Origin of the sequence: Bradyrhizobium sp. SZCCHNS1050 (assembly GCF_032484785.1) — a bacterium.
In the GTDB taxonomy this organism is placed as follows: Bacteria; Pseudomonadota; Alphaproteobacteria; order Rhizobiales; family Xanthobacteraceae; genus Bradyrhizobium.
In genome coordinates this window covers 2,850,720-2,863,164 of record NZ_JAUETR010000001.1, presented here as the reverse complement: position 1 = coordinate 2,863,164, position 12,445 = coordinate 2,850,720, and the positions used below count along the sequence as shown (strand labels likewise).

At 66.6% G+C, this 12,445-nt stretch carries 13 protein-coding genes; 10 read left to right on the top strand and 3 right to left on the bottom strand.

What is annotated here, in order from left to right:
• Positions 1 to 36 precede the first annotated feature (36 nt).
• Positions 37 to 639: a hypothetical protein gene (locus QX094_RS13035; RefSeq protein ID WP_315825643.1), complete on the top strand. Its 603-nt coding sequence runs from the start codon at positions 37 to 39 to the stop codon at positions 637 to 639.
• A gap of 17 nt (positions 640 to 656) precedes the next feature.
• Here the strand turns inward: QX094_RS13035 and QX094_RS13030 are convergent, their stop codons facing one another.
• Complete coding sequence (locus tag QX094_RS13030; protein ID WP_315825644.1) at positions 657 to 2,150, bottom strand: NAD-dependent succinate-semialdehyde dehydrogenase; 1,494 nt, start codon at positions 2,148 to 2,150, stop codon at positions 657 to 659.
• A gap of 152 nt (positions 2,151 to 2,302) precedes the next feature.
• Positions 2,303 to 2,623 carry a hypothetical protein gene (locus tag QX094_RS13025; RefSeq protein WP_011942561.1) on the bottom strand — a complete coding sequence of 107 codons (321 nt, stop codon included), beginning with the start codon at positions 2,621 to 2,623 and terminating at the stop codon, positions 2,303 to 2,305.
• Between the two features lie 341 nt (positions 2,624 to 2,964).
• On the opposite strand from QX094_RS13025, the gene QX094_RS13020 reads away from it, so the two are divergent.
• Positions 2,965 to 4,158 carry a serine hydrolase domain-containing protein gene (locus tag QX094_RS13020; RefSeq protein ID WP_315751793.1) on the top strand — a complete coding sequence of 398 codons (1,194 nt, stop codon included), beginning with the start codon at positions 2,965 to 2,967 and terminating at the stop codon, positions 4,156 to 4,158.
• A 210-nt stretch (positions 4,159 to 4,368) separates the two neighbouring features.
• Here the strand turns inward: QX094_RS13020 and QX094_RS13015 are convergent, their stop codons facing one another.
• The gene (locus tag QX094_RS13015) at positions 4,369 to 5,370 is read right to left on the bottom strand and encodes an adenosine kinase (protein WP_315751792.1); all 1,002 of its coding nucleotides are present in this window, start codon (positions 5,368 to 5,370) and stop codon (positions 4,369 to 4,371) included.
• A 70-nt stretch (positions 5,371 to 5,440) separates the two neighbouring features.
• Here QX094_RS13015 and murJ point away from each other — a divergent pair, with 70 nt between their 5' ends.
• The 8 genes from murJ (at position 5,441) to QX094_RS12975 (ending at position 12,422) form a co-directional block, all read left to right on the top strand.
• Complete coding sequence (murJ, locus tag QX094_RS13010; protein WP_316173544.1) at positions 5,441 to 7,000, top strand: murein biosynthesis integral membrane protein MurJ; 1,560 nt, start codon at positions 5,441 to 5,443, stop codon at positions 6,998 to 7,000.
• A 48-nt stretch (positions 7,001 to 7,048) separates the two neighbouring features.
• Positions 7,049 to 8,101 (top strand): tryptophan--tRNA ligase, encoded by a 1,053-nt coding sequence (trpS, locus tag QX094_RS13005; RefSeq protein WP_316166346.1) that lies wholly within the window; start codon positions 7,049 to 7,051, stop codon positions 8,099 to 8,101.
• Positions 8,102 to 8,291: 190 nt separating this feature from the next.
• The gene (locus QX094_RS13000; protein WP_315716941.1) at positions 8,292 to 8,786 is read left to right on the top strand and encodes a universal stress protein; all 495 of its coding nucleotides are present in this window, start codon (positions 8,292 to 8,294) and stop codon (positions 8,784 to 8,786) included.
• A 108-nt stretch (positions 8,787 to 8,894) separates the two neighbouring features.
• Entirely contained in the window at positions 8,895 to 9,464 is a 570-nt protein-coding gene (locus tag QX094_RS12995; RefSeq protein WP_315716940.1) for a NifU family protein, read from the top strand.
• Between the two features lie 569 nt (positions 9,465 to 10,033).
• Positions 10,034 to 10,735: a tRNA (adenosine(37)-N6)-threonylcarbamoyltransferase complex dimerization subunit type 1 TsaB gene (gene tsaB / locus QX094_RS12990; RefSeq protein WP_316166349.1), complete on the top strand. Its 702-nt coding sequence runs from the start codon at positions 10,034 to 10,036 to the stop codon at positions 10,733 to 10,735.
• A complete protein-coding gene (rimI, locus tag QX094_RS12985; protein WP_316166350.1) occupies positions 10,732 to 11,214 on the top strand; it encodes a ribosomal protein S18-alanine N-acetyltransferase in 483 nt (160 codons plus the stop codon). The genes tsaB and rimI overlap by 4 nt, the downstream gene beginning before the upstream one ends.
• Positions 11,215 to 11,257: 43 nt before the next feature.
• Positions 11,258 to 11,710 (top strand): Fur family transcriptional regulator, encoded by a 453-nt coding sequence (locus QX094_RS12980; RefSeq protein WP_315716937.1) that lies wholly within the window; start codon positions 11,258 to 11,260, stop codon positions 11,708 to 11,710.
• Positions 11,703 to 12,422 (top strand): HAD family hydrolase, encoded by a 720-nt coding sequence (locus QX094_RS12975; RefSeq protein ID WP_316166351.1) that lies wholly within the window; start codon positions 11,703 to 11,705, stop codon positions 12,420 to 12,422. The genes QX094_RS12980 and QX094_RS12975 overlap by 8 nt, the downstream gene beginning before the upstream one ends.
• Positions 12,423 to 12,445 lie beyond the last annotated feature (23 nt).

The following is a 12,445-nucleotide window of genomic DNA, read 5'->3' as shown; positions in this document are numbered from 1 at the left end:
GGGGTAAACGAGCAGTCGAGCTCCTTGGAAGCACACATGGTCGCCATCCAAAGCACCAACCAGATCTCGCCCGCCAACGAGCGGGTCTATCGCCAGAGCAACCTGCTGGGCGAGTGGAAGGGCAGTTGGACGGCCAACGGCCAGGCCGTGAGCTTCAAGGTCGTCAACATCAGAGGCGCCGCCGCGACGGTGGAATACACCCATAACGGCCGCACCGAACGCGGCATCGGCCAGGTCAACGGCTCGACCATCGACTTCGGCTCGGTCACGCTCGGCACCAAGAACGGCAAGAACGCCGTGCTGCTGTTTTCGGCCGGCGGCGGCAAGGCCACCGCGATGCTGGAGAAACAGGCGCCTCCCGCCGACGAGAGCAATCTGGTCGGCAGCTGGGCCGGCTACTCCGGCGAAAACGGCCAGAGCGCGAGCTTTCGCGTGCTGTCCGTCAGCGGCAAGGAGGCCCAGGTCAGCGTGACGACCAACGGCGTCACGCGCCAGGGCACGGGGATCGTCTACAACAACGTCATCATGTTCGGTCAGTCGCAGATCTCGACGACCGACGGCAAGAGCGGCAAGGTCATCTTCCAGGTCGGCAACAAGTCCTACCTGGTGCCGGTGGACAAGCTGCCGAAGACGGCCTGAGCCCAGGCGTCCAGAGCTCAGACGCCCGCCATCATCACGTACTTGATCTCGAGGTATTCCTCGATGCCGTGATGCGAGCCTTCGCGCCCGAGGCCGCTCTCCTTGACGCCGCCGAACGGCGCGACCTCGGTGGTGATCAGACCGGTGTTGACGCCGACCATGCCTGATTCCAGCGCCTCCGCGACGCGCCAGACCCGGCCGAGATCGCGGGCATAGAAGTAGGACGCGAGGCCGAACGGCGAGGCGTTGCACATCGCGATGACATCGGCCTCGTCCTTGAAGCGAATGACGGGCGCGAGCGGGCCGAACGTCTCCTCATGCGCGACCAGCGCGTCGGCCTTGACGTCCCGAAGTACGGTCGGCTCGAAGAAGGTGCGGCCGAGCGCATGGCGCTTGCCGCCGGTGACGACCTTCGCCCCGCCTTTGACCGCGTCGGCGATGTGGCGTTCGACCTTCTCAACCGCCTCTTCGTTGATCAGCGGCCCCTGGGTCACGCCGGCCTCGGTGCCCTCGCCGATCTTCATCGCCGCGACCTTGGCGGCGAGCTTCGCGACGAAGGCGTCGTAGATGCCGTCCTGCGCATAGAGGCGATTGGCGCAGACGCAGGTCTGGCCCATGTTGCGATATTTCGAGACCATGGCGCCTTCGACAGCCGCATCGACATCGGCATCGTCGAACACCACGAACGGCGCGTTGCCGCCGAGCTCGAGCCCGAGCTTCTTCACCGTGCCGGCCGACTGGCGATAGAGAATCTTGCCGACCTCGGTCGAGCCGGTGAAGCCTATGAAGCGCACCGACGGATGCTCGCACAGCACTTTGCCGATCGGCGGCGCGTCGCCGGTGACGATGTTGAGCGCGCCCGCCGGAATCCCGGCGCGTTCGGCCAGCACGGCGAGCGCCAGCGCCGACAGCGGCGTCTCGTTGGCCGGCTTCAGCACCACGGTGCAGCCGGCGGCGAGCGCAGGCGACACCTTGCGGGTGATCATCGAGTTCGGGAAATTCCATGGCGTGATGGCGCCGCAGACGCCGATCGGCTGCTTCAGCGCCAGCAGGCGCGCATCCGGCTTCTGGGTCGGGATGGTCTCGCCATAGACGCGACGCGCCTCCTCGGCGAAGAACTCGATATAGGCGGCGCCGATATCGACCTCGCCGAGCGCCTCCGCCAGCGGCTTGCCCTGCTCGGAGGTGAGGATCAGCGCGAGGTCCTCGCGGTTGGCCGTGATCAGCTCGAACCATTTGCGCAAGGTATTGGAGCGCTGCTTGGCGGTCAGCCGGGCCCAGGACGGGAACGCGCGCGCGGCGGCCTCGACGGCTTGCGTGGTCTCCGCCGCACCGAGCTGCGCGACCTTGGCGAGCTCGGCGCCGGTGGCCGGATTGTTGACCGGAAGCACCGGCGTACCGACCCACGCACCATCGATGTAGCACTGCTCACGCAGCAGCGACGGATCCTTCAGGCGGTCACGCAGGCTCGGGGCGGCAGTGGAGGCACGGGCGGCGGCGGGCGGTGTCATCGGGCTACTCCTCGAAAGCGAGCGATCGTCTCCGAATATAGCCACGCCCCGGCGGCGGCGCACGGCGCGTGCGCCTCCTGAACGGCACATTCGATCCGGCGATCCGTGCCTGTACGGCACCAAATGCTGAATGCTGACGAGCCGACCCGGGATCAGGCCGCGCCGCTCATATAGGTCTCGCGCCGGCCGATCATGCGCTCCGCCGCCGCCTTGGCGTCGGCCTTGGTCGAGGTCGCGCAGGTGCGGTATTCCAGGTCCGGCAAGGCGGCGGGATCACGGCGGCCAAACCATGATTTCTGCCCCACGGGCAGCAGCGCCAGGGCCTGCGCCACATTGTCGACCGCGCCGAACGCATACAGCGCTCCGGTCGCCGCAATGCGCACTTCGTAGATGCCGGGCGTGATCGGCGCCTCGATATTGTCGCCGCGCCCCGGGCGGGGATACCGCTTCCACTCGCTCCACGTTGAAATCATATCGCCCCCAACGGCGGACATTGCCGCCAAAGCCATGCCATCGGCTCGAAAAAGCCGGTTCTTCAACCCTTTAATGCAAAAATGGTTGCAACTCACAACAGTCGCAAGCCCGTGGTGGGAACATGGCCCCCATGTGTCGGACTCGCGACTGAGTGGAACTAATCATGATTCTGGCGAGAAATTGAAGCGCTGTGGCCTCCGCCGCGCTGTTGTCCCCGCCTGCTTCGTTCGCGCCGCATCATCACGAGATCGCGACCGGCCGTGAGACCGGCGGTCCTTGCTGCCCAGGCCGGCCCGAGAAACAATCGCCTACCGTCATCAAGAACGGAACGGAGGAGACCATGCAGAACAAGACCGACATCGACGGCGTGCTGCGGCAGAAGGCGGAGGCGGGAGAGATTCCCGGCGTCGTCGCCTTTGCCGCTGACAGCAACGGCATCATCTACGAAGGCGCCTTCGGCAAGCGCGACCTCGGCCGCGACGACCCGATGACCACCGACAGCGTGTTCTGGATCGCCTCGATGACCAAGGCCATCACCTGCGCGGCCGGGATGCAGCTGGTCGAGCAGGGCCGGTTGTCGCTGGATGCGCCGATCGGCACGGTGCTGCCGGACCTCGCCGCGCCCAAGGTGCTCGACGGTTTCGACGCCAATGGCGAGCCGATCCTGCGGCCGGCGAAGACCGCGATCACGCTGCGCCATCTGATGACCCACACCGCCGGCTTCTGCTACGACATGTGGAACGGCGATATGGCGACCTATGTGCAGAAGGCCGGAACGCCCGGCATCATCACCTGCAAGAACGACGCTCTCAAATTGCCGCTCGCCTCCGATCCGGGCACGCGCTGGGAATACGGCATCAACATCGATTTCGTCGGCAAGGCGGTCGAGGCCGCCAGCGGCCAGAAGCTCGACGCGTACTTGCGCGACCATCTGTTCGCACCGCTCGGCATGGACGATACCGGCTTCAAGCTCGGCCCGTCGCAGCGCGCGCGTCTGGTCGGCATGCATGCCCGCGGCGAGGACGGCAGCCTGGCGCCGATCCCGTTCGAGCTCGAGCAGGAGCCGGAATTCCACATGGGCGGCGGCGGGCTCTACGGCACGGCCGGCGACTACATCCGCTTCACCCGGATGATCCTCAACAATGGCCGCGGCAACGGCAACCAGGTGCTCAAGCCCGAGACGGTCGCGGCGATGCGCGACAACCATATCGGCGAGCTCGAGATGACGAAGATGGCCGCGGCGGTGCCCGGTGTGACCAACGACGTCGATCTCTATCCCGACATCGTCAAGAAATGGGGCTTGAGCTTCATGATCACGACGGCGCAGACCCCGGAGGGCCGCAGTGCCGGCAGCCTCGCCTGGGCCGGCCTCGCCAACACCTACTACTGGATCGATCCTGCGCGCGACGTCACCGGCGTGATCCTGATGCAGCTCCTGCCGTTCGCCGACCGGCTGTGCCTGGAGACCTTTGCCGGCTTCGAACGCGGGGTCTATGCCGGGCTCGATGCCGCGGGCGGACAGAAGGCGGCGTGATCAGATTGATAGCTCGGTCCCGCTCCGAGCGGACTCGTTGTTAGTTCGACGTCATGTCCGGGCTCGGCCAGGGCATCCTCGTCTTTCACGACGACAACTCAAGAAGCGTGCATGGCCGGGTCAATCCCGGCCATGACGGTGCAGAGATATCACGGTGCAGAGAGTGGTGTCGGAAGCGCAAGAGAACGGCTGCGTGACCACAGCTTCGACCTACACCTTCAGTCCGTTCTGAGCCGCCAATTCCTTTAGCGACACCTGCGGCCTCGCGCCGATATGCTGGATCACTTCGGCCGCGGCGAGGCCGCCGAGGCGGCCGGCCATCTCATAGCCGGTCTTGCGCACCAGCCCGAACAGGAAGCCGGCGGCGAACAGATCGCCCGCACCGGTGGTATCGACCAGGCTCTCGATCGGATGCGCCGGCACCGAGATCACGCCGTCATTCGACACCACGACGCAGCCTTGTTCGCTGCGGGTGACGATGCCGAGCGTGGCGTCCTCACGCAGCTGCTTCAGCGCGCCGTCGAAATCCGAGGTCTGGTACAGCGAATGCAGCTCGGCCTCGTTGGCGAAGACGAGATCGACGGTGCCGCCGCGCATCAGGTCGAGAAACTCCTCGCGATAGCGATCGACGCAGAACGAATCCGACAAGGTCAGCGCGACCTCGCGTCCGGCGTCATGCGCGATCGCCGCCGCCTTCACGAACGCATCCTTGGCGTCCTTCGGGTCCCACAGATAACCTTCGAGATAGATGATGCGCGCCGCCGCAATCTGCGCGGGATCGATGTCCGCGGCGGTGAGATTTTGCGCGGCGCCGAGATAGGTGTTCATGGTGCGCTCGCCGTCCGGCGTCACCAGGATGTAACAGCAGCCGGTCGCCGGGCCGTCGGCAGCGGGCACGGTATCGAAGGTGACGCCGGCGGCGCGGATATCATGCCGGTACATCCGGCCGATCTGGTCGTCCTTGACCTTGCCCACGTAAGCGGCACGCGCGCCCAGGCTGGCGAGGCCAGCGATGGTGTTGGCCCCCGAACCGCCGGACATCTCGGTGGCCGGACCCATATCGGCATAGATCGCGGCCGCGCGGGCCTCGTCGATCAGCGCCATGCTGCCCTTGGTCATGCCGTGCCGGGTGAGAAAGGCTTCATCGGCATGCACCAGCACGTCGAAGATCGCGTTGCCGATCCCGAGAACATCGTATTTCGCGTCAGTCATCCACTGGCCCCGTTTACGGCGTTTTGCAAACGCTGCGGCCTATCACAAGCGGCGCTGCTATAGAAGCCTGATGATCCGCTCATTCGTGACTGTGTTGTCAGGAACACTGGCCTCGCGCCTGCTCGGCTTCGTCCGGGATGCGCTGATGGCCGCGCTGCTCGGCGCCGGTCCGGTCGCGGACGCATTTCTCGCGGCGTTTCAGCTCGTCAACGTCGTCAGGCGATTGCTGACGGAGGGCGCGCTCAATGCAGCCCTGGTGCCGGCCTGGCTGCGAATATACCAGCAGTCTGGTACGACACATGCGGCAGCTTTTGCCGGCCGCGTGCTCGGCACCATCAGCGCCGGCCTGCTCGCCGCCACCTTGGTGCTGGCGCTGCTGATGCCGTTCGTGATGACCGTGCTCGCGCCGGGCTTCGCCGGTGAAGAGACGCTCACCCTGGCCGTCAACGATGCCAGGCTGATGCTGCCCTATCTCGCCTTTGCCGGCCCCTCGACGGTGCTGCTCGCACTGTCCAGCGCGCAACGACGCTTTGCGCTCGCGGCCTTCGCCCCGCTGCTGTTCAACGTGGCATTGATCAGCGTGACCATCGTGCTGCTGATGCAACATCCGGACCCTGGAAGCGCCGCGCTGCTGCTCGCCGCCACGATCGGTGTCGCCGGGCTGCTGCAGCTCGCGATGCTCGCGCGGCGAGGCCGCGACGGCCCCCTCGCCTCGCCGGTGCGCGTCACCTTCCATGCCGAAATGCGCGGCTTCTTCGCCAAGGCGCTGCCCGGCATGGTCGCCAGCGCCGGCCCGCAATTGCTCGCGGTCGGCGGCGCGGTCATCGCCTCCACCTCGCCTTCCGCGGTGTCGTGGCTGTATTTCGCCAACCGCCTGATCGAGCTGCCGCTCGGGCTCGTCGGCGTTGCCATGGGCACGGTGCTGGTGCCGGAGCTGACGCGCGCGCTGCACGAGGGCAACGAGGAGGCTCTGGCGGAGGTGCAATCGCGCGGCCTCGAGCTGACGATCGGGCTCGCGCTGCCTGCGACGCTCGGACTCATGATCCTGAACGAGCCGATCATTCGTTTGCTGTTCGAACATGGCGCATTCAGTTCGGACGATGCCGCCGCGACGGCGCAGGTGTTGACCTGGCTCGCGGCAGCGTTGCCGGCGCAGGTGCTGACCAAGGCGCTGCAGCCCGCCTTCTTCGCGCGCGAGGACACGCGGACGCCGCTGCGCGCGACGTTGATCGGATGCGGTGTCGCGATCGCGCTGGCGTTCCTGCTCGCACAATTGTCTGCGGCAAGTGGCATCGCGGCAGGGCTCGCGCTCGGTGCCTGGGCCAATGCGGCGGTCCTGATCCGGCGTGGCGCCACGCGCTTCGGTTTCGCGCTTCCCCCTGCCTCGCGGCGCCGGCTGCCGCGCATCACGTTGGCTGCGATGGTCATGGGCGCGGTCCTCTGGACCGTCGCCGGACGCTTCGCCGGCACGTGGAGCAGCAGCCATCTCGGCGCGGCCGCCCTGCTCGCCGCCCTGATCAGCGGCGCCATCATCCTCTACGGCGTGCTTCTGTTGTCCCTGGGCGCCATAAGCTGGCGCGAAACCGTCCGGGCGATCCGGCAAAAGCCCGCCGGCGACTTGCACCTTTGAGGCGCACGTGCCAAACGACCCCAAATCCATTCATCCGGAACAGTGACCATGGCCTTCGTGGAACGGGTTTTCTCGGGCGTCCAGCCGACCGGCAACCTGCATCTCGGCAACTATCTCGGCGCGATCGTCAACTTCGTGAAGATGCAGGAGACGCACAACTGCATCTATTGCGTCGTCGACATGCACGCGATCACGATGCCGATCGATGTCTGGGGCGGCCCCGCCGAACTCGCGCGCAACACCCGCGAGGTCACCGCCGCCTTCATCGCCGCCGGCATCGATCCGAAGAAGCACATCGTTTTCAACCAGAGCCAGGTCTCAGGGCACGCCGAGCTCGCCTGGATCTTCAACTGCGTTGCGCGCATCGGCTGGCTGAACCGCATGACGCAGTTCAAGGAGAAGGCCGGCAAGGACCGTGAGAACGCATCGGTCGGTCTGTACGACTATCCGGTGCTGATGGCCGCCGACATCCTGCTGTACCGCGCCACCCATGTTCCGGTCGGCGAGGACCAGAAGCAGCATCTCGAGCTCTCCCGCGACATCGCGCAGAAGTTCAACAATGACTACGGCGACTCGATCCGCAGCCACGGCTTCGGCGACGGCCTGTTCTTCCCGCTTCCGGAACCCCTCATCACCGGTCCCGCGACGCGCGTGATGTCGCTGCGCGACGGTACCAAGAAGATGTCGAAGTCCGATGCCTCGGACTATTCGCGCATCAACCTGACCGACGATGCCGATACGATCGCGCAGAAGGTCCGCAAGGCCAAGACCGATCCGGAGCCGCTGCCGACCGAGGAAAAGGGGCTGGACGCACGTCCCGAGGCCGACAACCTCGTCGGCATCTACGCCGCGCTGTCGGACCGCAGCAAGGCCGATGTGCTCAGGGATTTCGGCGGCGGCCAGTTCTCCAGCTTCAAGAACGCGCTGGTCGAGCTGTGCGTCACCAAGCTCGGGCCGATCGCCGCGGAGATGAAGCGCCTGACCGCCGATCCCGGCTACGTCGAGTCCGTGCTGGTCGACGGCGCCGACCGCGCCCAGGCCATCGCCGCGGAGACCATGAAGACGGCCAAGGACATCGTCGGCTTCATCCGCAAGCCCTAAGCAGCACGGCGCGCGCTCCGGAGTCGGCCTTGCGGCCGCAGCCAGGATGAGCGAAGCGACATCCTCGCTACTAGAAGCCGCACCACCGCTGTCGTTGCGGGCGCGATGGAACCCGCTGCCCTCTCCCCAACGGAGATGGGCTGTGGCAGCATCGCGGCCGGATCGACTCGCAGCAGCAGGCGGGAACGCGATGGCGGCGCAGCGGCAGAGCTACCAGACCGGCCATGCGCCGAAATGCCTGGTCGTGGTCGACGACAGCGAGGAGTGGGACCGCGCGGTCCGCTATGCCGGCCGCTGGGCCGTCCGTTCCGGCGGCCGTATCGTCATGCTGCACGTCATCGAGACGGAGGACCAGAACCAGCAATGGCTGGGGGTCGCCGATCTGATGCGGGCCGAGGCGCAGGAGCAGGCCCATGCCGAGCTCGACCAGGCCGCGGCGCTGCTGTCGGCGATCGGCGTGACCGCGCCGGAACGGGTGATCCGCGAAGGTGAGCCGACGGCGCAGATCCTGGAGACGATCGAGCACGACAGCGACATCGCGCTGCTGGTGCTCGCCGCCCATTCCGGCCCCGAGGGCCCCGGCCCGCTGGTCACCCATGTCACGAAGACGAGCGGAGCCTTCCCGATCCCGCTGGTGATCGTGCCGGGCGACCTCGGTGACGCCGATCTCGACGCTCTTTCATAGGCTTAGATCTGAAACGCCGGCCATGCCCCCTTGATCGTGCGCGCGTTCGCGCCATCTGCTATGAGGACACCACAGGCCGGCCTTGAACCGGCGCTGCCGGAGAAAACCATGTTCATCCAGACCGAAGCCACCCCCAATCCCGCCACCTTGAAGTTCATCCCGGGCCGCGTCGTGTTGCCCGCGGGCACGATGGAGTTCGGCAGCCGCGACGCCGCCGCGCGCTCCCCGCTGGCCGAGCGCCTGTTCGCCGTCGACGGCGTCAGCGGGGTGTTCTACGGCGCCGATTTCATCACCGTCACCAAGAGCGACGGTGAGTGGCAGCACCTCAAGCCGGCGATCCTCGGCGCGATCATGGAGCACTACATGTCGGGCGCGCCGCTGCTCGCCGACGGCAGCGCGGCCAATGACGAATCCGCCGACGAGGACGACGAGTTCTACGACGAGGCCGACACCGAGACGGTCGGCATGATCAAGGACCTGATCGAGAGCCGCGTCCGTCCGGCCGTAGCCAATGACGGCGGCGACATCACCTTCCGCGGCTTCAAGGACGGCATCGTCTATCTCAACATGAAGGGCGCCTGCTCGGGCTGCCCGTCATCGACCGCGACCCTGCAGCACGGCATCCAGAACCTGCTGAAGCACTTCGTGCCCGAGGTGGTTGAAGTCCGGCCGATGTAGGAAGGCAATGGCGAATGGGGTTGGCGAACAGATCTGCGCGCCAATCAGCCTCCGCTCACGCTGCGCCGCCGAGGGTGGCGGCCACGGCCGCCCCCGCCGCATGCTCGACGGTATCTCGCTGGTCACCGCGCTCGGCGCGCCGACCGGCTTCGCCGACGCCGCCCAGACTCGCGCCAATCGGCACTTTCGCCGGACCTGCTCATCGCCCCCCACTGGGCTCGAACTTGACCGAGCGGAATTGGGCGTTTGAGGCTGGCCCGGATGAGGCGGTGATCCCCATGCCGTCGGTGCCGAACCCGAGCACCAGCTTGCGAGCGATTGATCGCCTCGACCCGGCCTCATCGCGCCGGGCATCGCCTTTGCCACCGGGATGGCGCGGCGGCCTGAGCGTCGAACCGGACGATCAATCCAACAGCCCGGAAAGATTTGCTTGAATGAGCGCCAATTCAGTAGTTTGCGGTCGTGCGCCGTGATGCGTTTTTCCCGATCAGGATGTAAGAAAGCGGCAACCGACTTTATCAAAGCCCCAAAAAGGTATTCGGCGCTCCTTTCAATGTGAATCTGACCGGATGTTGATCCTCGCCATCGATACTGCCCTCGACCATTGCGCGGCTGCCGTTCTGGACACTGATTCGGCCGCGATGCGCGCCGAGGAAACGCTGCCGATGAAGCGCGGCCACGCCGAGGCGCTGATGCCGCTGATCGCGCGCGTGATGCGCCAGTCGGGCGTCGGCTTCCACGAGCTCGACCGCATCGCGGTGACGACGGGTCCTGGTAGTTTCACCGGGCTGCGCGTCGGCCTCTCCGCCGCGCGCGGCATTGCCTTGGCGGCGCACAAGCCGGTCGTCGGCGTGACCACGCTGTCCGCCTACGCGGCGCCGATCGTCAGCGAGGACCGCGCCAACCCGGTGATCTCGGCGATCGATGCCCGGCACGACCATGTCTACTACCAAGTCGTGAGCGGCAGCGGCGAGGAACTGGTCGCGCCCCAGGTCGCTGCGACAGACGACGTCCTGCCGGCCGCGCGGCTCGGCGCCCCGCACCTCGTCGGCAACGCCGCGGCGCTGCTGGCCGAGCGGTGGCCCAAGGAAGCCGCCGCGCCAGTTGCGGTCGACTCGCAAGACGGACCCGACATCGGCTGGGTCGCCTGGCTTGGCGCGGCCGCCGACCCGGCGCACGCGCCGGCGCGACCGTTCTATCTGCGCGCGCCCGACGTCAAGCCGCCCGCCGGGGCGGCGCGTCAACCGGCGCAGACGGCCGTCTCGTCATGAACATGTTCTTCCGCTGGCTCGGCAGCCCCAAACCGTTGATCGAAGCGGCCGCGCCGCGCGACGCCGCCAGGCTCGCCCAGATCCACGCCGCCTCGTTTCACCGCGGCTGGGGCGAAGGCGAGTTCGAGGCGATGCTGGCCGAGCGCAACACCATGATCCATCGGCTGCGGCTCGGGCGGAAGCTCATCGGCTTCATCGTCTCGCGAATCGGCGCGGACGAAGCGGAAATATTGTCAGTTGCACTTGACCCAAATCAGCGCGGCCGCGGATTTTCTCGTGATCTGTTGCTGCAGCATCTCGGGCACCTCGCGGGGCGCGGGGTCCGGACGGTCTTTCTCGAAGTGGAGGAAAACAACCAGCCGGCCCGCCGACTCTATGAACGCGCCGGATTTGCGACCGTGGGCCGTCGGGAACGCTATTACCTTCAGCCCGGCGGGGAACAGTTGAATGCGCTTCTGATGCGCCGGGACTTGTCGTAACCTGCGCTTGGTGGCAGAAAGCGCATCCTTGAGGCGAGACACGATGACCTCCTTGAAAACCACGCCAGCGCTCAATTCCACCGGAATCGAGGCCCGCTGTGCCGCCACCGGCATGCGCATGACCGAGCAGCGCCGGGTCATTGCCCGCGTGCTCGCGGAAGCCTGCGACCATCCCGACGTCGAGGAGTTGTACCGGCGCTGCGTCGCCGTCGACGACAAGATCTCGATCTCCACGGTCTATCGCACCGTGAAGCTGTTCGAGGATGCCGGCATCATCGAACGGCATGATTTCCGCGAGGGTCGCGCCCGCTACGAGCAGATGCGCGACAGCCATCATGATCATCTGATCAATCTGCGCGACGGCAAGGTGATCGAGTTCACCTCCGAGGAGATCGAGAAGCTGCAGGCCGAGATCGCCCGCAAGCTCGGCTACAAGCTGGTCGATCACCGGCTGGAGCTGTATTGCGTGCCGCTCGACGAAGAGACGAATGGCTGACGCGGCGACGGCTTCGAACCTCGATCTCGTCATTTTCGATTGCGATGGCGTGCTGGTCGACAGCGAGGTGATCTCCTGTCAGACGCACGCCGACGTGCTCAGCCTGTGCGGCTATCCGATCACGACCGAGCAGGTGTTCGCGCGGTTCCTGGGCCGCTCCCTGAAACAGGCGAAGCTCGAGGTCGAGGCCGAGCTCGGCCGTTCCCTGCCCGACGATTTCAACCCGAAACTGCAGGATCGCCTGTTCCGCGCCTTCGAGCAGGACCTCGCGGCCATCGACGGGATCGCGGAGACGCTCGACACCATCGACGTGCCGGTGTGCGTCGCCTCCTCCGGCTCGCACCAGCGCATGCGCGTCAGCCTTGGCGCCACCCGGCTCTACGATCGCCTCGCCCCGCACATCTTCTCATCCTCCCAGGTCGAGAACGGCAAGCCCGCGCCCGATCTGTTTCTGTTCGCCGCAGCGCAGATGAAGGCGCGTCCCACGGCCTGCGTGGTGGTCGAGGACAGCACGGCCGGTATCCGGGGCGGTGTCGCCGCCGGCATGACAGTGCTCGGGTTTCACGGCGGCAGCCACTGCCGGCCCGGGCACGCCGACGACCTGCGCGCGGCCGGCGCCACCGTGGTTTTCGACGACATGCGGCAGTTGCCGGCGATTCTGAGCCGGCTGGCCGAGAAAAAGCCCGCGATCGCTGGATTTTCGGCCCCCTAGCCTATATCTGAGCGCGGCGCCGA